Below are 23,058 nucleotides of genomic sequence, written 5' to 3'. Positions count from 1 at the left end.
TTAAATGTCAAAGATCGCTTGCCTTTAGCATTGCTATTTAGAGCATTTGCTATTTAGCAAAAGGGGCATTTTATAGTTTTTAAGCTTAAGGGGGGCTTAATTGGCTGTAATTATTAATCAGGATATGCATCGCGTTTTTAGCATGCATTAAGCGGCTTAATTGATCAACTTATAAATGTGCCCTTATTTTGCATATGTTAGCTTTCTAAAAATAGGCTGTGTTACTCAAAGACTAACAATTTTTAGTATAATGGGGGCACTAACTTATATAAAGGAGAGTCTATGTCATCTGAAGTATCAAAACACGACAATCCTATTGAGGATAATAGCAGACGGGATTTTTTAAAATCAGTGGCCATCACTTCGGCTATGGGTAGTGCAGGTTTGCTCACCCCCCCAGCTCTAGCCGCAAAAGCCCAACAAGCCCAAAGAGATTGGAAATGGGATAAGGCGGTGTGCCGTTTTTGCGGTACGGGTTGTGGAATTATGGTCGCTACTAAAGATGATAAAATCGTGGCGGTTAAAGGCGATCCACTCGCTCCTGTTAATAGAGGTTTAAACTGCATTAAAGGTTATTTTAACGCTAAAATCATGTATGGGGCTGATCGTTTAGTAGAACCGCTTTTGCGGGTGAATGAAAATGGCGAGTTTGATAAAAAAGGTAAATTTAAACAAGTCTCTTGGCAGCGCGCCTTTGATGAAATGGAAAAGCAGTTTAAAAAGTATTACAATGAAATCGGGGTTACTGGGGTTGGGGTTTTTGGGAGCGGACAATACACAATCTCAGAGGGCTATGCAGCTAGCAAACTTATGAAAGCCGGCTTTAGGGGCAATAATATCGATCCAAATGCGCGCCACTGCATGGCTAGCGCGGTAGCAGGGTTTTTACAAACCTTTGGTATTGATGAGCCTAGCGGGTGTTATGATGATATTGAAGAAACAGATACGATCATCACTTGGGGGGCAAATATGGCTGAAATGCACCCCATTTTATGGTCTAGGGTGAGTGATAGAAAACTTAGTAATCCAGATAGAGTACGGGTGGTCAATCTCACCACTTTTTCTAACCGCACCTCTGGCGTAGCGGATATGGAAATTATCTTTACACCCAATAGCGATCTAGCTATCTGGAATTACATCGCGAGAGAAATTGTTTATAAACACCCTGATGTGATCGATCAAGACTTTGTTAGTAAACACACCATCTTTACAACCGGCTATGCAGATATTGGCTATGGCATGCGCAATAACCCCAACCACCCCAAATTCCGCCCCAGTGAAAAAGAGATTGTAAAAAAGCAAAATGCCATCACTTTAGATAAAGAAGAGGCAATTGCTTTGCAACATTTAGGGGTTAAAGCAGGTCAGGTATTTGAAATGAAACACCAAAAAGAGGCGGGTAAACACTGGCAAATTACTTTTGAGGAATTTAAAAAAGCCCTTGAACCCTATACCTTAGACTATGTCGCACAAGTGGCTAAGGGCGATGCTAACGAGCCTTTAGATGGCTTTAAACAAAAATTACAAACTTTAGTCAATCTTTACATAGAAAAAGGGCGTAAGGTTGTGAGCTTTTGGACTATGGGGTTTAACCAACACACCCGCGGTTCTTGGGTTAACGAACAAGCTTACATGGTGCATTTTCTTTTAGGCAAACAAGCTAAACCGGGCTCTGGGGCATTCTCTTTAACCGGCCAACCTAGTGCTTGTGGGACTGCTAGGGAGGTGGGTACTTTTGCTAATCGCTTACCAGCTGACATGGTTGTTACAAACCCCGAACATGTCAAAACAGCTGAAAAACTCTGGCATTTGCCAAAAGGTACAATCAATCCCAAACCCGGTTATGACTTTTTGGCGATGATGCGCGCGCTTGAAGATGGCAAGGTTAAATTTATCTGGGTACAGGTTAATAACCCTTGGCAAAATACGGCTAATGCTAACCACTGGATTGCAGCAGCTAGAGAAATGGATAATTTTATCGTGGTGAGTGATTGCTATCCGGGGATTAGTGCAAAGGTAGCAGATTTAATTTTACCTACCGCAATGATTTATGAAAAATGGGGGGCTTATGGCAATGCAGAGCGCCGATCACAACACTGGAAACAACAAGTTACACCGGTGGGTTCTGCAATGAGTGATACTTGGCAAATTTTAGAATTTGCTAAACGCTTTAAACTCAAAGAGGTTTGGAAAGAGCAAAAAGTCAATGATAAGCTCACCCTGCCTAATGTTTTAGCTGAAGCTAGAAAAATGGGTTACCATGAAAACGATACACTTTATGATGTACTCTTTGCTAATAAATACGCTAAGAAGTTTTTAGCTAGCGATCCTGTTGGTAGGGGTGCGCCTAACTCAGAAGTACACGGGGATAGACGCCATGTAATAGGCAGTGATGGCAGACCCTTTAAAGGTTATGGTTTCTTTATCCAAAAATATCTCTGGGAAGAATACCGCAAATTTGGTATCGGGCATGGGCATGATTTGGCCTATTTTGATGACTACCACCGCACTAGAGGTTTGCGCTGGCCTGTGGTTAATGGCAAAGAAACTAGATGGCGTTTTAATACAAAATACGATTACTACGCTAAAAAAGCTGCACCTGATTCAGACTTTGCCTTTTATGGAAAACTCATGAAAAAGGTAGTAAGTGGCGATCTTAAGGGTCCACAAACTAAAGAACCTAAAAGTTTAGAAAATAAAGCTAAAATTTTCTTCAGACCCTTCATGAAAGCCCCTGAACGACCCGATAAAGAATACCCTTTCTGGCTAGCTACCGGGCGGGTTTTAGAGCACTGGCACAGCGGTACAATGACTATGCGCGTACCGGAGCTTTTTAGAGCGGTGCCTGAAGCGCTTTGTTATATGAACAGCAAAGATGGGGAAAAATTAGGGATCAATCAAGGCGATGCGGTGTGGATTGAATCACGGCGCGGTAAAGTAAAGGCTAGAGTGGATATGCGCGGGCGCAATAAACCCCCCGTAGGTTTAGTTTATGTGCCTTGGTTTGATGAGAATGTTTTTATCAATAAGGTTTGTTTAGATGCCACCTGCCCTATTTCTAAGCAAACTGATTATAAAAAGTGTGCGGTGAAGATCACCAAGGTTTAGGATGCAGAGACGAGCTTTCTTGCAAACTGCATTCAAGGGGGCTTGTCTATGTGTGGGAGGGGGGGCGTTTTTAGGTGCAATGCTTAAGGCTAAATATAGCCAAGATGCCTACGCGCTTAGACCTCCGGGGGCTGAAGATGAAGCGCGCTTTTTAAGCCTGTGTATCCGCTGTGCGCTATGTGTAAAAGCCTGCCCCTATGATACGCTAAAACTTGCCACTTTATTAGATTATCCTAAAATGGGCACTCCCTTTTTTGAAGCGCGCAAAACCCCTTGTTATCTCTGCCCAGATATTCCATGTATTAAAGCCTGCCCCACCGATGCGCTAGATAAAAAACATCTTAAAAAAGATCAAGGGATTTCTTCGCTAAAAATGGGGATTGCCGTGATTGATCCGGTGGCTTGTGTGGCGTTTTGGGGGGTGCGCTGTGATGTGTGTTATCGTGTCTGCCCTTTGATAGATAAAGCCATTAAGTTAGAAAACAGACATAATGCCCACACCGGCGAGCACACTTATACTTTGCCGGTTGTAGAGCCTAGTGCGTGTGTGGGCTGTGGGCTTTGTGAACGCGCTTGTATCACTAAAGAACCCTCTATTAAAATTCTACCTACCGCCTTTGTAAGTGGTAAGGCAGGTAGCCACTATGTTAAAAGCTGGGATAGCCAAGAACAAAATCAAAAACGGCTTAAAAATGCTAAACCCAATACGCTTAATCCTAGAACAGATAACCCACTAGACTACCTTAACAAGGGGCTTTAATGCGCTACCTCATCGCTAGACGCATCGTGCAAATTGGCATTTTAGTACTTTTTATGAGCACTTCTGCTAGTTTTATTTTAAAGGGCAATTTGAGCGCTTCTATGCTTTTTAATACTATCCCACTTAGCGATCCTTTTGCTACTTTACAGGTTTTTTTAGCCAGTTTGCATGTAGACATGTTAGTACTCTTAGGGGCGTTATTAATAGGGGCAATCTATGGTCTTTTTTTAGGCCGTAGCTTTTGCTCTTGGGTGTGCCCTATTAATTTAATTGTAGATTTTGCTACATGGGTTAGGCGCAAATTTGCCTTTAAAGCCGTTAGTTTGACTCTGCCTAAAAACCTGCGCTACATTCTTTTAGCTTTAAGCCTTGTACTTTCTTTTATCCTTTCCCTACCCGCATTTGAAAGCGTATCTTATATTGGCATTGTACAAAGAGGTATTATTTATGGCACGGCTTCTTGGTTAATCGTTGGCTTTTTTCTCTTTTGTGTAGACACTTTTTTAGGCGATCGACTCATTTGCTCGCGCCTTTGCCCACTAGGTGCGTTTTATTCCATAATAGGCCGTTATGCGCTTTTAAAAGTAGAACACAATGCGATGCGCTGTACTAAATGCGATTTGTGTTTAGAAATTTGCCCTGAGGTACAAGTACTTTGGATGGTGGGGGTAGAAAGTGTAGCGGTGAATTCAGGGGAGTGTATCCGTTGCGGGCGCTGTATTGAGGTGTGTGAAGATGACGCGCTGCGCTTTAGTATTTTGGATTTAAAGGGGAGTTTTGGGCAACGCGCCTAATTTTGCTATCATGCATTGCTAAATTAATCCTTAAGGTTTGCTATGTTTTCAGGTGCTTATATCCGTTTTTTAAATCGCTTTGTTGCCAGTTTTGCCCAAACAGATCTAAACGATACTAAAGCTTTAGATCAAATCTGTTCTAGTTTACAAAATTTAGATGAATTTCCCTGCGAGGCTGCGCGTACTCTTACTAAAACTTTTATGCAATTAGCCAAGACTTTACAAACGCGTATAGAGCAATGTTCAAATTTGCACCAGCAAATCCAAGAATTAACAGAAAAACACCAATCTCTTGAAGCAGAATTTTCTATTAACCAAAAGATGATTGATGCTAATTTAAACGGATCGTGGTATATGCACTACCCTAAAGATGGGAAAATAGATGGCGCTACCCCTTTTATGTGGTCTAAGAGGTATCGCGAATTACTAGGTTTTCAAGATGAAAAAGAGTTTCCTAATTTACTCTCTGCTTGGGCAGAACGCATACACCCTGATGATGAGGAAAGAACCTATGCGGCCTTTTTTGCATGCTTAGCGGATAAAAGCGGAAAAGCCACCTATTCAAGCCAATATCGCTTAAAAAATAAGCAAGGGGTTTATAAATACTTTAATAATAATGGAGAGGTAAAACGCGATGAGTTAGGCAATCCAATTTTTATTGCCGGATCGATTCAAGATATTGATAATGAGGTACACCACAGAGAAGAATTAGACAAGGTAATTGAGCGATTTAATCTCTCTTTATCTCTTATCTCTGATCAACTCTTTGATATTTGTTTGCAAGGAACAGATATTTTAGACCCTAAAAATTCTTGTTGGTTTTCCCCGCATTTATCCCAAAGTGTGATGCATGCTAATGAAGTGTCTTTACAAAGCCTAATTAATTGTCTTTCTACTGAGAGTAAACCTCTATTTTTACAGGCATTAGAAAAATTAGCCTCAGATTTACAGCAAAACCAAGCGATCAAACCTATAGAATTAGAAATCATGATCAAACCTATAGATGAGACAAATCACTACGCTTATAAATTCCAAGCAACCGCGCTTAGAAAAGATGAGGGAAATTTGAGTACAAAGCGCATTGTGGGGGTGCTTTCTAATATTGATGCGCAAAAGAAGCAAGATGAGTATTTTGCCAAAGAAGAGGAATTTAACAAGCAAACTAAGGAAAATTTATCAAATATCGTTGAAGTGATTGCTAAGATTGATGGCATTGCTAAACAAACCAATTTATTAGCCCTCAATGCCGCCATTGAAGCCGCGCGCGCGGGCGAACATGGGCGCGGGTTTGCAGTAGTGGCTGATGAGGTGAGTAAGTTAGCCAGTAAAACCGGCGAAGCAACTAATGAAATTAGTACCTTGCTTAAATCCGAGCGTTAATGTTAGTTTTCTTTGCATGCGCTATTATCGCTACACTTATTTATACGCTTTTGCGCGAGCGTTTATCTCCGATGGTAGCACTCACCCTTGTACCTTTAGTTGGCCTGCTTGGTTTTTGGATTACTAGCGGAATTACTGGGCATAAGGTTGTTGCAAATAATTATGCCTATTTACTCAAACCTAAATCTATTAAGGTTTTTTTACATAAACTATCCCTAAACCTCCCAAAAGATCAAATCACCCATTTTAAAAAAGCCGCTTATAAAACCCTTAATCTTAATGATTTTAATAAAAAGCCTAAAAATGCTGTGATAAATGAAGAAGAAATTTATCAAGCCTATAAGGCCGGATTAAAAGCCCTTAAAATTCAAACCCCCTTTGAAAATGCTATAAAGCAAATGCTACAAACCCATTCTATTTGGCGTACTTTTTTAGATCACGCCCATGTACTTGTTTCCTATCTTAGACATGGCATTAACAAAGTTTTTAACATTGCAATGATGTTTATCTTTGCCATTCTCTTTTTTGCCATTCTTAATGACGCAGGGCTTTTTAACCCCTTAATTAAAACTATCATTGCTTTTTCTAAGGGAAATGTCATTGCTATTTGTATGGGTACATGCATCATCGCTACACTTGTACATTTAGACGGCTCAGGGGCTAGCACCTTTTTAGTAGTTATCCCCCCACTCTTGCCCATTTATGAACGCCTTAGACTTAATCCCTATCTTTTAATTTTATTAGTAGCTGCTAGCGCAGGGCTAGCTAATCTTTTACCTTGGGGAGGTCCTTTAGGGCGCGTGGCTAGTGTGCTTGGGGTAGAAACAAGTACACTTTATTATCCTCTTATACCCTTACAAGCCATTGGCTTTTGTTGTATCTTGCTTTTAGCAGTGATTTTAGGTTATAAAGAAACAAGGCGCTTAAAAGCTTTACCCTCTGATTTGCCCTCTAAAACTTCAAAAGAGATAGAAACCCCTAATTTAGAGGCAGCAAAACATTTTATCCCTAATTTATGCGTGGCGGTACTTGCCTTATCAGCGGTGGTGTGTAAAATTTTACCCCCTGAATTTTGCTTTTTAATTGCGCTTTGTGTTGTCTTGCTGATTAATTATGATAGCCCTAAAGCGTGCATGGCCAAGATTAAAGAATGCTCCCCTGAAGCGATTTCTATGGCCTTGATTTTATTAAGTGCGGGGGTGTATATTGGTATTTTAAGTGAATCAGGCATGTTAGAAGCCATTGCTAAGGATTTAACCGCCTATCTCCCCGCTTCTTTATTGCCCTCTTTGCAGTGGATCGTAGGCGCTTTAGGCGTACCTCTTAAACTAGTCTTAGACACCAATAGCTATTATTTTACCTTTTTTCCTATCATTGCCCATTTAGCCCCCTCAGATCAAGCCCAAAGTGTGGGTTATTGTATGCTCATTGGCGCGACTTTAGGTACTTTTATTTCGCCCTTTTCTCCAGCTCTTTGGTTAGGATTAGGGCTTGCTAAACTCTCTATAGGAAAACACATTGCTTATAGCTTTATTTGGCTTTGGGGATTATCTTTGATTCTCTTAGGTGTAGCTAGAATGCTTAATTTGGTAGGTTGATTGCCCTTTCAAGCTTATTCTTTGCCCTTTTTAAAAGTTTAAAAGAATAAGTGCGCAGATCAGCGCTTTTTTTAAGTTTAATCTCTATATTTTCTTGGATTTGTCTATCTAGCAGAGGGATTAGTAGGTTAGCAACTTTGCTAAGTTTTAAATGTACAATGATTGAGCCTATACTTTCTCTTTTAACTTGTAGCTTTACTACTTGGCTATTTAAAACTAGGCTTAAATAATGGGGGCTAATTATATTGTGATTTTTAATCTCAAGCCGCAAAATTGCACTACTTAGCACTACTTCTAAATCCTGTGGCATACAATAAGCAATCCCCACACTGCCATCTTTACTAAATAACACCTCATTTTGTTTAGGATAAAGTAATTTTAAATCTCTTTTAGGGTCTAAAAAAATTGTGCTAGCACTCAAATTAAAAGGGCTTAAATTACTCACACGGATAAAGGGCACACCCACACTTCTATAAGCAGCACTACCCGGTTCTATGGATTTTTTAATGTGCACTAAATCTTTTAATCTAGCATGCGGGTGGGTTTTGATCAAACTTTCGTTATATCCGTACTTTTCTTGATATACTTCCGCATCTAACCGCCTAGTTTTTAAAAAACTCTTTTTGAGGGTTTTAATGGTGTGATTTTTGGGAGTATAGATTAAAAGAGTTTCTAATAACAGCCATTCAGCGTATCTATAGGCTAATTTAGCTTGTTTTAAAAGAGATTTAATAGGAGTTAAACGCCGTTTTAAGCCGCATTTAAGAAGGGTATTCCCCCCCCCCCCCCCGCGAGGGCGCACTCTACTTCTAATTTAGCTCTCTCTAGTTCTTTATAGGCTTGCTGGCGCAAAACAAAACTTTTTTGGAGGTATTTAGCGATATGCTCTTGGATACTTTGGGGGATTTTGGGGATGGGCAAATCTAGAATATCCTTATCCTTGATCACGGGGTAAGAAGTGCCAACATTCCACTTTAAAAGATATTCTTTATATAATGGTAATCTTAACAATACCTGTAACACCTCTTTTCTGAACCCTCCAATCTCGCGTAGTACCACAAATGCGCCACTAACGATAATATTGGGCGCTGTGTGATCAATGGTGGCAACTGCTCCTCTATTTGGCCGCACTTTAGAAACTAGCAAATCGCCATGCTTAGCTAGAATTTTTGCATTGTCAGGAAGTTCTGCCTTTTCTAAAGAATGGTAGCAAATCGCGCCACTCCCAACCGCTATATCACTTATTTCAATGTAAAAATATCTAGAATGTTTCAGTGGGCAACTTTTCTTGTTATGCCAAAAATAAGAGCGGATAATATCCCAACCACCCGGGTAATTCTTAATCAACGCTTCAATTCTGTGATATTTCTCTTGATAATATTCCGCGTCTAATCGCCCGGTTTTTAAAAAACTCTCTTTGAGGGTTTTAATGGTGTGATTAGAGTTAGAGAGATTATCAATCAAACCCTTAGAATCTAGCCCTAACTGGCTACTTAGTAAATCCTGCGCCTCTTGATAAAGGGCTTTACTTTGCTCTAGGGCGTTGTAGGCGTTCTCTATCATCAAGTGTATTTTAGAATTTAAACGAAAGATAACATCAGGTATAGGCATTTCATTAAAGACAAATTCATAAAATCTAGGGTGTTCAGTTCCATACTGACTATAAGCTAATACGGTCTGTACATAACGACTTAAAGCAAAAACCATGAGTGTATTAGATGATATTTCTTGTGTTCGTGGACGATAGACAAGATATTCTGTTGAAAAAAATTGTCTTAGGTGTCTTTGTGGGACTACCGCCATTTCTTGCAAATATGACCTAAGGCGTGAAATTATAAAATCGCCCGCTTGTGCTTCTTGCTTGCTACTCCCAAATTTTTGGGCGTTAAACACTTCCCCCTCTTCTAAAAAATTATCTAAAGAGTGTGTCAAATCATAAACATATACGGCTTCATTAACTTGTAAGATATTTGACTTTATAAGATCAAAATAATCTGAAACTTTCTTATTAGACTTTAATATGTACAAAGCTTGTTGCCTTTTTGCACTATTAAATTCTGTACCTAAGATTAAATGTTTTTTCACTTCACTTAGTTTTAAAACACTCACTTCTAGGTGGGGGTATTTTTGGGCTAGGGGGTGGGACATGGGGTTTTCCTTACTAGATCAATATGTTAAAAAAAGTGCAAATTTTCGACACATTCTGTAAATATGTCGAAAAAATGTAAAAATTTCAACATATCAGTTCTTGAGATAAAATTCTAAATAAAGTTTTATTGATAAAATATTTATCTCTACCCATTTTAACACTACGGAGTATTTTTAAGTTTTCACATTCTTTAAGATAGGAAGAGGCTGTTTGTCTGTGGATTTTTAAGCGGTTTTCTAAAAACTCTATTTTTGTGTAAGGGTAGGAAAATAAAATTTCTACTAAATCTTTGCTATAAATCTTAGGCGCTCGTTTTTGTAAAATTTGCTGATATACCTGCATTCCCTGCTTAATTTTTTCAACTCTTTGAATAGTTGCCCGCGCGCTTTGTATAATTCCTTCTAACATGTAAGCCACCCAATTGCTAAAATCCCCGCTTTGGCTCACCTGTGCTAAAAGTTGGTAGTAACGATTCTTATGTTTGATGATATAAGCACTCAAATATAAAATGGGCAGATTTAATAAGCCCTTGTAAGTGAGATACAAAACATTTAAAATCCGCCCGCATCTGCCATTTCCATCGTAAAAAGGGTGGATTGTCTCAAACTGATAATGGATAATGGCTAGTCTAATAAGGGGGTCTAAGGAATCCATTTCCTCATTAATATAGCGCTCCAAATTACCCATTAGTCTTAAAATATCCTCTTTATTTTGGGGCGGAATGTGTTTAATTTGGCCTGTGGCTGGATTTTTAAGCATCGTACCTTTTTGAACCCTAAAACCCGCATCATTTCCCTCTAATTGTTTATGGATTTCTAAAAGGTGTTTGTTGCGTAAGAGTTTTTCTTGCTTGATGAGATTAAAGCCGGTTTTGAGGGCTTTCTCATAATTTTGCACTTCTTTAGCATTCTTAGTAATTTGGCTGTGTTCAATTTGGGCTAGAAATAACTCGTCATGTGTGGTGATGATATTCTCAATGGCGCTAGATTCTTTGGCTTCTTGCAAGACTAGAGAGTTAATTAAGATGTTCTGATTAGGGATAATTTTAGCCACACCATTAAGTTCGCCTAATTCTCTGCAAGCTCGGACTAATAGCGTATAAATGCGCGTATCAGGGGTAAAATTTGGGGGTAGCTCTTTAGGGATAAACCCTTCCATCATTGCCAAAAACTCAAACCCTCGCTCTTAGCAAAATCAATAAAGGCCTCAGCAATGCCTTCTTTTGTGAGCCCCTCGTGGCTAAAAAGATCGTGTTTGACAATAAGATGTCCATGTTTATCTAAAAGAGGGATAGTATATAAAGTAGCTTTTTGGTTACAAGCTTGTTTTTGTTCACTCTCTGTGAGATTTTTATAAGCCTCATCTGTGATTTTGCGTCCCTCAAATTCTATAAAGTTAGCCGCCTCTAAACTAGGGTATTTGGTATAAAAATCCTCTAGGCTCAATTCTTGGGTGGTGATTTTGTGATCTAGGGTGATTTGGATTTTAACGCGTTCTTGTTTAACATAGATTTTATCCCCCGAAGTGTCTTTACTAGGCTCTTGCATGGTGGCAAAAAAGATATTGTAATCCTCTTGATAGGGGCATAACTTCTCGTCCCATTTTTGCAAGAATAGTACGCTAGTTTTAGTACCTGTATGGGGCTTAAATACATTAGGGTGCAAACCTACAACTGCTAAAATGCGCGCACGGTGGGCGATAAATTCGCGGATATATTGATCGCTAGCATTGTTAAAGCGCCCTTGAGGGAGTACAATTGCCATGCGCCCACCCGGCTTTAACAAATCTAAGTTGCGCTCAATAAAGAGCACATCGCGACTCACCTCTTTTTGTTCTTTGATTTTGATCTTCTTATACCCTTCTTTAGTTTGTACAAGTGCTTGGGGATCTTCTAAACAGGCATCAAAGCTAGGGTCTTTTAAAATCCGCGCATTTTCTGATCTTTCTGTCTTTTCAAAATTAATAGTATGTCTGAGCTCATAATTTTTAAGATAGGACTCTTTAACATTGCCCGCAAAGGGAGGATTAGCCATGACAATATCAAAACTAAAATACCGATAATCTTTAGATTTAGGGTCTTTTCTGTATTGTAATAAATCCTTAAAATTTCTATTAAATTCTTCGCTTACATCATCTACTTTGTATGCATCATTGTACTTAGGAAAATCAAGAGCATTGAGTTTAAAAACATTGGTATGCCCATCTCCGGCAATAATATTGAGTGCACGGGCTACGCGTACAGCTTTAGAATCAAAATCAATTGCAAAGACCCTGCGTTTGACATAGTCTAGCGCCTCCGGGTTTTTCTCCTCTGCACTAAGCATTTCATGTTCATTTAAATTAGCATTGTTATAGATTTCTCGCCACACATAAAAGGCTGTGTGGATAGGAAACCCACAACTCCCAGCAGCTGGATCGATCATGCTCTCATGGGATTTAGGATTAAGCATTTTTACACACATATCAATCACATAACGAGGAGTGAAATATTGCCCCTTCTCGCCCTTATAATCTTTGCTAACCAAGTATTCAAAGGCCTCATCAATCACTTCTAAATTAGAGTTAAAAAACTTACATTCTTGTAACACACTCACACACACTTCTAAATGGCTAGGGGTTAGGGCGATGCTACTATCTTTAGCAAAAATACCCGGCCATTTCTCTTTAGATTCTGTAAATAAGCGTTCTAAACGATCTTTAAAATCCTGATTGCCAATACCCTCATAGTTTCTAAACTCTAAATTGTGCATTTTTTTATAAAGTTCATTTGCTCTACCCTTATTTTTGTAATCTAGGGCATTGTTGTAATCATTGATTAGTTTTTTATCTTTACGATAAGTGTTAAGTTCATCATAAAGTTTAATAAAGATGAGTTTAAAGACCTCCTCAAACGCATCAACCCCTGCTCCAGCTAGCACCTCATCTTCTATCAAAAGAATACGCGATTTTAAATTTAAGCCCCCTTGACTCAAAACATCTTTTTTAAGTAAATCCACATATTTAAACTGCTCGCTAAGTACTTCTTTTAGGCTTTGATTATAATGGGGCAAATGCGAGATATTGATAAAATGGTTGGGGTTTCTACGATGCAAGATAATTTCATATTCTCCATTATTCCACACCGCTAGGGGCACTCCGCTAGCATGGGCATAGCTCTTTAGCTGTGCTATCCCCTCTTTTTCTCTGGGTTTTTTAAGCTCCACTACAATGTATGGGGCTTTTTCTTGATCAAGCACCACAATATCAGCCCTTTTTACTTCGCGGCCAAAATAAATGGGATATTCTAACTGGATACACTCTTTAGGGTAGTGATACTCCTCTATGAGTTTAGCTAGATAAAGTTGGCGTACCACTTCCTCAGGGGTTAATTTAATCGCTTTATCCCGTACAAGGCAGGTGATATAGCCCTTCTTTTTACTCCGCTCTACTCTTTTTTTTAAATCTGTGATCAAATCTGGCTTAAAAAAGTCTAGTGAACTATGCTTAAAAATTTCCTCAAACATCTATATCCTTGCGGTGTGATTTTAATTTAGATGTACCCCTCCTTAAAACTAGTAGGCTAGATTGATCCTACTGACACTGGTAACACTCAATCGATCGATCTAAGATGTTTTGGATTTCTAAATCTGGGCTTTGGGTGCGTAGGTAGTAGGTGGATTTAAGCCCTAGTTTCCAAGCCAAATAATAGATTTCATGCAAGAGTTTCCCACTAGCCTTTTTAGGGCGCAAAAATAGATTTAGACTTTGCCCTTGATCGATCCATTTTTGGCGCACAGCTGCTAAGGTGATCATGTCCTTAGCATCAATATCATAAGCGGAGGTGTAATAATTCCATGTCTCTACACTCAAAGAGGGTACAACAACCGGAATTAAGCCGCTTAAATTCTCCTCTAGCCACTTTTTCTGATAAATAGGCTCGATGGTTTGAGTCGTACCTACCAAAATAGAAATAGAACTTGTGGGCGCAATGGCCATTAAATAGCCATTTCTCAACCCCTGCTCTTTAACTTTCTTTTTAAGACCTTTCCAATCACAACAGGGTTTATGCGGGCTAATTTCTTTAACTTCTTGCTTGATATGATCTATTGGAAAAATTCCCTGACTCCAAGCTGAGCCCTCAAAATAGGCATAACTCCCCCGCTGAGTAGCTAGCTGGCTACTTGCTTTAATAGCCTCATAACTCATTTTTTCTAACAAGGTATCCATTTTACTTACATGTTCAGCGCTACCCCATTTAATGCGCGCCTCTGCTAACATCTGCGCCTCGCCCATTATCCCTAAACCAATGGCGCGGCTTTTTAAATTAGTCTCTTTGGCCTTAGAAATGGGGTAAAAATTTAGATCAATAACATTATCTAGCATGCGCACCGCAATAGGTACTACCCGTTCTAAATCCTGTTTACTATTAACCTTACTTAAATTTAAACTTGCCAAATTACACACAGCCACCATTCCCTCCTGAGCCACTTTACTTGCCATAAAAATCTTTTTACCCCCCAAAGAATCATTGCTACTAAGTTTATTGGCTCTTTTGATAATACCGGTATCTGTATGCACATTTTCTAATTCCTCAAAAAAAGCCTTACTGCCATCTGTAAAATCTATTTGCATTTTATAATGGCTACTGCTGGTATTTTGATAAATCTCGGTACATAGATTAGAAGAGCGAATCATGCCAACATGGCCATTAGGGTTAGCGCGATTAGCATTATCTTTAAAGCCTAAGAAAGGTAGACCCGTTTCAAAGTAGTTTGTGAGAATCTTTTTCCACAAATCACGCGCTTTTATACGCTGTTTAACCATGTGGCTATCTTGCTCGTAGGCTAAATATTTTGCCTCAAACTCTGATCCAAAACATTCTGTTAAATCTGAACATCTGTAAGGATCAAAAAGTGTCCACTCTCGATCTGCCTCCACCCTTTGCATGAACAAATCACAGATCCAAAGAGCTGGGAAAAGATCGTGGGCACGGCGGCGCTCATCTCCGCTATTTTTGCGCAAATCAATAAATTCTAAAATATCCATGTGCCAGATTTCTAAATACACTGCAATTGCGCCTTTGCGCGTACCTAGTTGATCCACCGCTACTGCCACATCATTAGCAATTTTTAAAAAGGGAATCACCCCCGCACTTGCGCTTTTATGCCCATCAATAAAACTGCCCAAACAGCGCACTTGGCTAAAATCCCAGCCAATACCCCCGCCATATTTAGAGAGTAAAGCCATGTCTTTATAGCTATCAAAAATACCCTCAATATTATCCGGGGTACTCCCAATGTAACAAGAACTAAGCTGGTGGTTAGGGGTTCTAGCATTGGCTAAAGTGGGGGTAGCACACATGAGTTCAAAGCGGCTTAATACCCCGTAAAATTCTAAAGCGCGCGCATTAGAATCGCTTTCATTTTGGGCCAAAAACATCGCAATAGCCATAAACATATGTTGGGGTAATTCTATGGGGTGGTTAGATTCATCTTTAAGCAAATAGCGATCATAAAGCGTTTTAATGCCTAGATAATTAAATTGCCAATCACGCTCAGGTCTTAAAGCACTATCTAATAATTCTAAATCAAATTTTTCTTTAAACCCCCGTACAATACGCCCCTTACTCTCTCCTAACTCCAAATACACCCTTAAAGGCAAATACCCGCTAAAGCCACTCACCTTTTGGTATAAATCCTCTAAAAAAAGCCTTGCTGCTACAAAACTCCAATTAGGCGCATCTACATCTATTCTATCCACCGCCATTTTAATAAGACTTGTCAAGAGATTTTCGGTGTTGCAGTGCAAAGCCGCTGTTTCAAATTCTTCTTTATTCAAACCTGTTAGACCCTCTGTAGCCTTGTGGATAATTTGCTTGATTTGTTCTATCTGTTGTTCTGGCAAAATTTTACTCTCGTTGCGCTTAGTGGCTGTCATTTCCATGAAAATACCTTTATTTCTTGATGCGTCGGCGTGCAGTTGGATCTAGTGTCTTTTTACGGATACGCAAATTAATAGGGGTGATCTCTAAAAGCTCGTCCTCTTCAATCCACTCTAAAGCCCTTTCTAAAGCCATAATTCTAGGTGGGGTGAGTTTGATCACCTCATCGCTCCCACTAGCGCGCATGTTAGTAAGATGTTTGGCTTTAATAGGATTAACCTCTAAATCGTTATCGCGGCTATGCTCACCAATAACCATACCCACATAGACCTTAGTTTGCGGGTTAATAAAAAGTGTACCCCTCTCTTGGATATTAAAGAGAGAAAAGGCGGTCGCATCGCCATTTTCCATACTCACAAGTGCTCCGTTCTTGCGCGATTCCACACTCCCACTAAAAGGTCTAAATTCTAAAAAAGAGTGATTCATCACCCCCTCGCCCTTTGTATCGGTTAAAAACTCGCTTCTATAGCCAATTAAGCCTCTAGCTGGGATTTCAAACTCCAAACGGCTATAGCCCGCGTCCATAGGTTGCATCGCCTTCATCTCAGCCTTGCGTCGCCCTAATCTTTCAATGATTGCTCCGCTAAAATCTTGGGGGGTGTCTATCACTAAATGTTCAAAGGGTTCTAATTTAACCCCGTCTTGTACTTTTACAATGACCTCAGGACGAGAAATACTAAATTCAAAACCCTCGCGGCGCAAATTCTCAGCTAAAATGGTGATCTGTAATTCCCCGCGTCCGCTCACCTTAAACTTGCCCTCGCCCATTTCCTCACACTTCATCGCGATATTAGTTTGCATCTCTTTAAACAAACGATCTTTAAGTTTATTAGCGGTTACATGTTTGCCCTCTGTGCCGGCTAGTGGAGAATCATTGATCGCAAAAACCACACTCATAGTAGGCTCTTCAAGGTGCATAGGATCTAGTGGCATAGGATTATTAGGATCAACCACACTATCGCCTACATCCATCGCGCTAAAGCCAGCAATGGCTACAATATCGCCTGCTTCTGCCTGCTCGATCTCCATTCTAGCCAAGCCTAAAAAGCCAATTAATTTAGTGATACGGCCATTTTCCTTACTCCCATCGCTTTTATAAAGAGAGAGCATATCCCCTTTTTTAACCTGCCCATTAAACACCCGCGCGATGCCAATTTTGCCCACATAATTATCATAATCTAGGGTAAAAATCTGCATTTGTAAGGGCTCATTAGGTGCGCCACTAGGGGCTTTAACATGGGAGATAATGGTTTCAAAAAGGGGTTCTAAATTTTTTCTCTCATCGTTTAAATCTTTGATAGCATACCCATCGCGCGCGGCGGCGTACACAACGGGAAAATCTAACTGATCATCGCTAGCTCCCATAGCCACAAATAAATCAAAGACTTCGTCCACTACTTTATCTGGCTGGGCTGCGCTTTTATCAATTTTATTCACCACCACAATAGGGCAAATCCCAAAACTTAGCGCTTTTTTAACCACAAATTTAGTTTGGGGCATTACGCCCTCTTGCGCATCTACTAAAAGCAACACGCCATCTACCATTTTTAACACCCGTTCCACTTCCCCGCCAAAGTCAGCATGCCCGGGGGTGTCTATGATATTAATTTTGGTGTCTTTGTAGTGGATAGCGGTATTTTTAGACAAAATGGTGATCCCGCGTTCTTTTTCTAAATCATTGCTATCCATCATGCGCTCATCGATCTTATCATGCGCGCTAAAAGTCCCAGATTGGGTGAGTAAGCCATCTACTAAAGTGGTTTTGCCATGATCAACATGGGCAATAACGGCGATGTTTCTGATTTTTTGCATCTAAAACCTCAGTAAAATAAAAATTTTGGAGGGCTCAGTATAACCTAACTTTACTTAGGCAATCTGATATTTGGTATTTAGTCTTTGGAGCGGAAAATAAACTTATCTATCTTAAAAAAGATGAGTGCGCCGATACTTTGGCCTAGCAATAAATTAAGCCAAAGGGAGACATGAAGCCACTCAAAAAGCAACATAAAAGGCATCATCACCAAAGCTGAGATCATCCAGCGCACCCAGTAAATCACAAAGAGGCGGGTTTTGTATTCTTTTAAGAGTTTTTCAAACCAGAGTCGCATTAGTTCTAATTTGCCATAACTCTTTAACCCGTGCTCCATAGTGTGCATTGGCTTTATTAAAATGCTCTAATTGGCGCTTGATAATTTGCTCAGGCACGCCCTGCATAGAATCAACGATATTTTGACAAGTACGCTCCTGCTCCTCTTTAGACATCAGATTAAAAAGATCGCTTGCTTGGGTGTAATAATCATTGTCTAATTCTCTAAAATCATAAGCATAGGCGCTAAACTCCTCTTCAAGTTTAGATAAATCTAATTTATTCTTGCGTGCGTGAGAAACTTCTTTATAGCCACCGGGCAAAGAGCTAGGCTTACGCTCTATAGCATAGTGCCCGCTTTGCATTAAGCCATCTTTAAAGGAAGTAGCAAAAGGACAACGGGGAGCATTTACAGGTAATTGGCTATGCTCAATCCCTAAACGGTAGCGCTGGGTATCCTTATAAGTAAAGAGCCGCCCTTGTAGCATGTAATCAGGGCTATAACCAATACCGGGGACAATATTAGCGGGGTTAAAGGTAGATTGTTTTACTTTGGCAAAATAATTTTGGGGGTTTTTATTAAGTTTTAAAATGCCCACTTTCATTAAAGGGTAATCTTTATGACTCCACACTTTATTGACATACTCCCCATAGCTAAAGCTAGGGGATTCTGGGATAATCAAGGCTTGCCCGCTGGCGGGTCTTACAACCTCTACTCCAAGAGTTGATGCCCCAACTCTATAGCGGACATTATAACACAAAAACGCCTTAATCCGCTTAGCTAAAGCTAGGGGCTTTACGGCGCGAGTGGTAATATCAAAGGGGTGGAATTTATAATCTTTAGCATCTTTCTTGGGCATGATCTGCATACAAAAACGCCATTTGGGGTAATCTTTTTGTTCAATGGCTCTAAATAAATCGCGCTGGTGAGAATCCATGTCGTGCATGCGTATGCGTGCTGCCTCCTCACTGCTAAGATTTTTAATACCTTGTAAAGTTTTAAAGTGCAATTTCACCCAAAAGCGCTCTTCTTTCTTGTTAATCAGGCTAAAGGTGTGGCTGCCATAACCATTCATATGGCGATAACTCTTAGGAATCCCTCTATCGCTCATTAAAATCGTAATTTGGTGCAAACTCTCTGGCATAAGACTAAAAAAATCCCACACCATCGTAGCGTCCTTGAGATTAGTTTGTGGGTGGCGTTTTTGCGTGTGGATAAAATCGGGGAACTTGAGCGGGTCTCTAATAAAAAATACGGGGGTGTTATTGCCCACAATATCCCAATTACCCTCCTCAGTATAAAGCTTAAGCGCAAAACCTCTAGGATCGCGCTCTGCATCTGCTGAACCTTTTTCACCGGCTACAGTGGAGAAGCGCAAAAAACAGGGAGTCTTTTTGCCCACTTCACTAAAAAGTTTGGCTTTAGAATATTTTGTGATTTCAGAGCTTGTAACGGTGAGTGTTCCATAAGCCCCGCTTCCTTTGGCATGCACCACCCTCTCAGGAATGCGTTCGCGATCAAAATGCGCAAGCTTTTCTAAAAACCAAGTGTTTTGGAGCAGAGCAGGGCCTTTTGGGCCTGCGGTGAGTAAATCTTGATTATTGCCAACAGGCGCGCCTACAGCATTGGTTAAGGCTCTATCTTTCATTAAAATCCTTTTATGTTTACTGGGTTAAAAACCCTAAAGAAAGTGTAGCATAAAAGAACTTAGCAATACTCTTTAGATTTTAAGAAAGATACTCTAATCCCCAAGCGCTAGCCTGAGGAAAGGATTTTTTAGTGTTTGTGTTTGTGTTCTCCTCCACAAGTACAGGGTCCTACTATATCGCAGTTACATTTAGCATGGCAACCACAAGCTTTACCAGCTAACCCGCTAGCTTTAAACTGTGCCCGTGTCATTTTAGCAACCCTAGCTTTAATAGCCGCATGGATAGCTTCCCTGCGTTTTTCAAACTCTTCCATAGTCATATTGGCTGTGTTTTTATCCGCAGATGCTTTGAGCTCATCATGGAATTTCTTTTTCTGATCAGCATTCATTTTCTTCATCCGTTTAAAAAGCTCCATTTTATAATCCGGCACTTGATTAGGCACAACCTTACCGGCCATGTCAATAAGTTCCTGATCGCTTTTACTCTCAAATGGATTACTTTCTGCTAATAAACCTGTGCACAACCCAGCAATAACTAAACCGGCTATTCCTAATTTTACTTTTGTCAACTCCAACTCCTTATATTAATTTAATAAATGCAAATAGATACAAGGCCTTTTTCATTGAAGCAAAAAATCTAGAATCAAAAACCCCAAACCTAGTCAAGAGGGGGGCGTGGTGGTTTGTGATCCCCATGGGGTCCGTGATCGCAAGGACAACCTGGTCCATGTGGACCACGATCCCAAAACAACCCACTAGCTTTAAACTGCGCCCGTGTCATCTTAGCAATCCTAGCCTTCATCGCTGCATGGATAGCCTCCATGCGCTTACCAAAATCCTCCATCGTCATGTTAGCCGTGTTTTTATCCGCAGAGGCCATGACTTTTTCATAGAACTTTTTGCGTTGCTCGGGTTTCATTTTTTTAGTGCGTTTGTAAAGCTCCATTTTATAATCCGGCACTTTATTAGGCTCAACCTTACCGGCCATGTCAATAAGTTCCTTATCGCTTTTGCTCTCAAACGGGTTACTCTCTGCCAATAAACCCGTGCACAACCCGGCAATAACTAAACTAGCCATTCCTAACTTTATATTCACCACAAAAATCCTCCATTAATGATTTAAAAACCCCCAACCTTTAAACTAAACCCCCTCCAAGTGTACTTTGTAGATTACTCTGCAGGTTTAGGTTCTGCAGGAGTTTTAGCTGGAGCTGTAGATTGCTTAGTAGGAGCTTTAGCTGGGGTTTTAGCAGGAGCTTCGTGTTCCTCTGGAGCTTTATTTTCTTCTGGAGCCTTGTGTTCTTCATGGTGCTCTGTAGGCGCTGCCTTATCCTCGTGATGCGCGTTGTGTGCTTGTCCATGGTGTGCTCCGCCTTTATGCCCTTTTCTAGCATGTCTGACATGGCACAAGATTTTCCTTTGCTCACCTTTACAGATTTCAACATCTAGCCCCATAGATTTTAATTCCTCTGGGCTGTGTTCTTTTTTCATTTCTTCTAATTTTCCAGCCACTTCCTCACGCAAAGCCATGAATTTTTTCTTACTCATTTTGCTTAAATGAAGCACAGTAGCCCTTTCAACTTGTCTGTGAAACTCTTTAGCCTTAACACCCTTGAGTTTTTTAAGGCGTTTGTGTACCTCCATGTGGTACTCTAGTTCCTGACTTGCATCTACTTTACCAGCCATTTTAACTAAATCTTTGTTGCTTAGCTTGGAAAAATCCACTTCCTCAGCGTGTGCAACACCTAAAGCCAACATACCCATTATGAAAATTTTCAAAAACTGACGCATAAACCACCTTTAATTAGTAAAATAAAGCGCGATCTTAGCGCTAGTTAGCTAAATTACAACTTAACAAATGCGCTAATTGGGGCTAAAGAATACAATCTTAACTACAACTACTAGAAGTTTCAAAAAAAGCTTTGGGGAAAAAGGAATGCATCCCTGTTGCGTGCAAAAACATACAACGAGAATTAGCCCTGTGTAAATTCCAAGTACTCAAATCCTGATTGAAGTTTTTAGTGTAGGCAAACATCTTATACATATCCAAAACATGCGTTGTATCCCAGTGATTTAGCGGGTAATTAAAACTCTTAGCATAAAAGAACATCTTACGCATGCTAATTACATGGCTTGTATTCCAATTATTTAAAGGCTGATTAAAAAGAAAAGCCCCATAGAAAAGATAGGCCATGTTTTGCACACGGCTAACATCCCAAGCCCCAATAGGCTGGTTAAAAAGGGTGGCGTATTTAAACATACCTTGTAGATTAGTGGCGCTAGAGAGTTTCCAACGCGTAATATCCCCATTAAAGCTATAGGTGAGGCTAAACATATAACTTAAATTGATAACACGCTCCATATTCCAATGGTTGAGATTTTGGTTAAAGTTACGGCATCCATAAAACATAAAACTTGTATCTTTGACAGATCGCGTGTCCCAATCATCTAAAGGTTTATTAAAGGAAGCTAAAGCAAACATGGCTTTCATATTGGTTACACCGCCTGTATCCCAGTTATTCAAAGGAATATTAATTTCTCTACCCATAAACATGCCCTCCATGTTTTTAACATGGCTAACATCCCAAGTCTCAATCCCATCTAGATTAGTCCGTGCGCTGGTGGTGTGGCAATTTTCATACAAACTTAAGATTTTAGGATACTCTGCATCTGTATGCTCCCACAATCCCCCATTTTTAATTGGCAACTGCTTTAAGCGCGTATAAATATTTTCCTTATCACAGAATAAATAACTCATATCCTCAATCAAACTGGTGTTAATACTAGCTAGCGGAATGCGCACATCATTAATTAAGGCGATTAACTCGGCTTTGTTTTGCGGGTAGTGCAGGAATTGCAACACATTAGGGGGGGTTGGAGTGGTACTATCTTTAAGCTCTAAGCCTTGCATGGGGGTACCCAAAAAGATACCCTGAATATTAGCCCGCTTTAGATCTTTCCACCGGCTAATATTTTGCTTAAAATGGCTAGCATTAGCAAACATGTAGCTAAAATTTTGCGGTGGCTTAGAAGAACGACTCCAGCGATTCCAGCGATCTAGGGGTTGGTTAAAAGATTTAGCGTGATAAAACATATAACTAAAATCTATCCCGCTAGAGGTGTTCCAATTATTAATGGGTTGGTTAAAATGCGTGGCGTTGGCAAACATGTAACTAAAGTCCACCCCGCTAGAGGTGTTCCAATTATTAATGGGTTGGTTAAAATGCGTGGCGTTGGCAAACATGTAACTAAAATTTTTCACCCGCACAGGATTCCACCGCTTTAAAGGCTCGTTAAAATGCACCTGATTCATAAACAACCCCTCCATGTTTTCTACATGGCTAACATCCCATTTTCCAATGCCGCTAAAATCCTCCCGGTAAGGTGTACAAATCCCTTTTCTAATAAGAGGCATGCGCAAACAAAATAAATAACTCATGTCTTTAATATAATGGGTGTTGATCTGTGAGAGGGCGATGTGTGGGTTTTGTAATAAATTTTGTAAACTGGCTTTATCTTTAGGGGTGAAGGTATGGGCGGGCAATAATACCAGAAGTAAAAGTAGTAGCAGAGAGGTACGACAAAAATAACTAAGAGACATACACACCCCTGTA

The 23,058-nt window shown here is 40.0% G+C and carries 16 protein-coding genes and 2 pseudogenes; 6 read left to right on the top strand and 12 right to left on the bottom strand.

The window, feature by feature from the left end; translation table 11 throughout:
- The first annotated feature begins 282 nt into the window (after positions 1 to 282).
- The 6 genes and pseudogenes from napA to G6Q00_RS04370 all read left to right on the top strand — a co-directional run bounded on the left by napA (position 283) and on the right by G6Q00_RS04370 (position 7,640).
- Positions 283 to 3,108 (top strand): periplasmic nitrate reductase subunit alpha, encoded by a 2,826-nt coding sequence (gene napA, locus G6Q00_RS04390; protein WP_163532163.1) that lies wholly within the window; start codon positions 283 to 285, stop codon positions 3,106 to 3,108.
- 1 nt (position 3,109) lies between these two features.
- Positions 3,110 to 3,868: a ferredoxin-type protein NapG gene (gene napG / locus G6Q00_RS04385; RefSeq protein ID WP_163532162.1), complete on the top strand. Its 759-nt coding sequence runs from the start codon at positions 3,110 to 3,112 to the stop codon at positions 3,866 to 3,868.
- Complete coding sequence (gene napH / locus G6Q00_RS04380; RefSeq protein ID WP_163532161.1) at positions 3,868 to 4,662, top strand: quinol dehydrogenase ferredoxin subunit NapH; 795 nt, start codon at positions 3,868 to 3,870, stop codon at positions 4,660 to 4,662. Before napG ends, napH begins: the two co-directional genes overlap by 1 nt.
- 42 nt (positions 4,663 to 4,704) lie before the next feature.
- A pseudogene (locus G6Q00_RS08765) lies at positions 4,705 to 5,319 on the top strand (PAS domain-containing protein); the annotation flags it as partial.
- A gap of 486 nt (positions 5,320 to 5,805) precedes the next feature.
- Positions 5,806 to 6,033 (top strand): annotated as a pseudogene (locus G6Q00_RS08580) (methyl-accepting chemotaxis protein); the annotation flags it as partial.
- A gap of 8 nt (positions 6,034 to 6,041) precedes the next feature.
- A complete protein-coding gene (locus G6Q00_RS04370) occupies positions 6,042 to 7,640 on the top strand; it encodes an SLC13 family permease (RefSeq protein WP_240330987.1) in 1,599 nt (532 codons plus the stop codon).
- Here G6Q00_RS04370 and G6Q00_RS04365 read toward each other — a convergent pair.
- The 12 genes from G6Q00_RS04365 to G6Q00_RS04305 all read right to left on the bottom strand — a co-directional run bounded on the left by G6Q00_RS04365 (position 7,624) and on the right by G6Q00_RS04305 (position 23,045).
- Positions 7,624 to 8,442, bottom strand: a complete 819-nt coding sequence (locus G6Q00_RS04365; protein ID WP_163532160.1) for a restriction endonuclease subunit S — start codon at positions 8,440 to 8,442, stop codon at positions 7,624 to 7,626. The genes G6Q00_RS04370 and G6Q00_RS04365 overlap by 17 nt on opposite strands.
- Positions 8,391 to 9,788, bottom strand: a complete 1,398-nt coding sequence (locus G6Q00_RS04360) for a hypothetical protein (RefSeq protein WP_163532159.1) — start codon at positions 9,786 to 9,788, stop codon at positions 8,391 to 8,393. The genes G6Q00_RS04365 and G6Q00_RS04360 overlap by 52 nt, the downstream gene beginning before the upstream one ends.
- An 85-nt stretch (positions 9,789 to 9,873) precedes the next feature.
- The gene (locus G6Q00_RS04355; RefSeq protein WP_163532179.1) at positions 9,874 to 10,947 is read right to left on the bottom strand and encodes a Fic family protein; all 1,074 of its coding nucleotides are present in this window, start codon (positions 10,945 to 10,947) and stop codon (positions 9,874 to 9,876) included.
- Positions 10,947 to 13,292 (bottom strand): N-6 DNA methylase, encoded by a 2,346-nt coding sequence (locus G6Q00_RS04350; protein WP_163532158.1) that lies wholly within the window; start codon positions 13,290 to 13,292, stop codon positions 10,947 to 10,949. Before G6Q00_RS04350 ends, G6Q00_RS04355 begins: the two co-directional genes overlap by 1 nt.
- Before the next feature lie 67 nt (positions 13,293 to 13,359).
- Positions 13,360 to 15,711, bottom strand: coding sequence for a ribonucleoside-diphosphate reductase subunit alpha (locus G6Q00_RS04345; protein WP_205426501.1), 2,352 nt, complete (start codon positions 15,709 to 15,711; stop codon positions 13,360 to 13,362).
- A 10-nt stretch (positions 15,712 to 15,721) separates the two neighbouring features.
- Complete coding sequence (gene typA / locus G6Q00_RS04340) at positions 15,722 to 17,521, bottom strand: translational GTPase TypA (RefSeq protein WP_163532157.1); 1,800 nt, start codon at positions 17,519 to 17,521, stop codon at positions 15,722 to 15,724.
- Positions 17,522 to 17,598: 77 nt separating this feature from the next.
- Positions 17,599 to 17,817, bottom strand: coding sequence for a hypothetical protein (locus tag G6Q00_RS04335; protein ID WP_163499225.1), 219 nt, complete (start codon positions 17,815 to 17,817; stop codon positions 17,599 to 17,601).
- Positions 17,801 to 19,444 (bottom strand): catalase, encoded by a 1,644-nt coding sequence (locus G6Q00_RS08575; RefSeq protein WP_240330986.1) that lies wholly within the window; start codon positions 19,442 to 19,444, stop codon positions 17,801 to 17,803. The genes G6Q00_RS04335 and G6Q00_RS08575 overlap by 17 nt, the downstream gene beginning before the upstream one ends.
- Before the next feature lie 128 nt (positions 19,445 to 19,572).
- Entirely contained in the window at positions 19,573 to 20,013 is a 441-nt protein-coding gene (locus tag G6Q00_RS04320) for a DUF1104 domain-containing protein (protein ID WP_240330985.1), read from the bottom strand.
- Positions 20,014 to 20,102: 89 nt separating this feature from the next.
- Positions 20,103 to 20,522 (bottom strand): DUF1104 domain-containing protein, encoded by a 420-nt coding sequence (locus G6Q00_RS04315; protein WP_240330984.1) that lies wholly within the window; start codon positions 20,520 to 20,522, stop codon positions 20,103 to 20,105.
- Between the two features lie 92 nt (positions 20,523 to 20,614).
- A complete protein-coding gene (locus G6Q00_RS04310; protein ID WP_163532156.1) occupies positions 20,615 to 21,235 on the bottom strand; it encodes a DUF1104 domain-containing protein in 621 nt (206 codons plus the stop codon).
- Between the two features lie 97 nt (positions 21,236 to 21,332).
- On the bottom strand, positions 21,333 to 23,045 hold the full coding sequence (locus tag G6Q00_RS04305) for a BspA family leucine-rich repeat surface protein (protein ID WP_163532155.1): 1,713 nt from the start codon (positions 23,043 to 23,045) through the stop codon (positions 21,333 to 21,335).
- Between the last annotated feature and the right edge of the window lie 13 nt (positions 23,046 to 23,058).

The sequence above is a fragment of the Helicobacter suis genome, assembly GCF_902196125.1.
In the GTDB taxonomy this organism is placed as follows: Bacteria; Campylobacterota; Campylobacteria; order Campylobacterales; family Helicobacteraceae; genus Helicobacter; species Helicobacter suis_B.
This window is presented reverse-complemented; position numbering and strand designations above follow the sequence as displayed.

Excerpts from the sequence above, each read along its gene's own strand:
- G6Q00_RS04335 (WP_163499225.1), bottom strand. The coding sequence starts at position 17,817 with ATGCGACTCTGGTTTGAAAAACTCTTAAAAGAATACAAAACCCGCCTC.
- G6Q00_RS04360 (WP_163532159.1), bottom strand. The coding sequence starts at position 9,788 with ATGTCCCACCCCCTAGCCCAAAAATACCCCCACCTAGAAGTGAGTGTT.
- G6Q00_RS04355 (WP_163532179.1), bottom strand. The coding sequence starts at position 10,947 with ATGGAAGGGTTTATCCCTAAAGAGCTACCCCCAAATTTTACCCCTGAT.
- G6Q00_RS04350 (WP_163532158.1), bottom strand. The coding sequence starts at position 13,292 with ATGTTTGAGGAAATTTTTAAGCATAGTTCACTAGACTTTTTTAAGCCA.
- G6Q00_RS08575 (WP_240330986.1), bottom strand. The coding sequence starts at position 19,444 with ATGAAAGATAGAGCCTTAACCAATGCTGTAGGCGCGCCTGTTGGCAAT.
- typA (WP_163532157.1), bottom strand. The coding sequence starts at position 17,521 with ATGCAAAAAATCAGAAACATCGCCGTTATTGCCCATGTTGATCATGGC.
- G6Q00_RS04370 (WP_240330987.1), top strand. The coding sequence starts at position 6,042 with ATGTTAGTTTTCTTTGCATGCGCTATTATCGCTACACTTATTTATACG.
- napA (WP_163532163.1), top strand. The coding sequence starts at position 283 with ATGTCATCTGAAGTATCAAAACACGACAATCCTATTGAGGATAATAGC.
- G6Q00_RS04310 (WP_163532156.1), bottom strand. The coding sequence starts at position 21,235 with ATGCGTCAGTTTTTGAAAATTTTCATAATGGGTATGTTGGCTTTAGGT.
- G6Q00_RS04305 (WP_163532155.1), bottom strand. The coding sequence starts at position 23,045 with ATGTCTCTTAGTTATTTTTGTCGTACCTCTCTGCTACTACTTTTACTT.
- G6Q00_RS04345 (WP_205426501.1), bottom strand. The coding sequence starts at position 15,711 with ATGGAAATGACAGCCACTAAGCGCAACGAGAGTAAAATTTTGCCAGAA.
- napG (WP_163532162.1), top strand. The coding sequence starts at position 3,110 with ATGCAGAGACGAGCTTTCTTGCAAACTGCATTCAAGGGGGCTTGTCTA.
- G6Q00_RS04315 (WP_240330984.1), bottom strand. The coding sequence starts at position 20,522 with ATGGCTAGTTTAGTTATTGCCGGGTTGTGCACGGGTTTATTGGCAGAG.
- napH (WP_163532161.1), top strand. The coding sequence starts at position 3,868 with ATGCGCTACCTCATCGCTAGACGCATCGTGCAAATTGGCATTTTAGTA.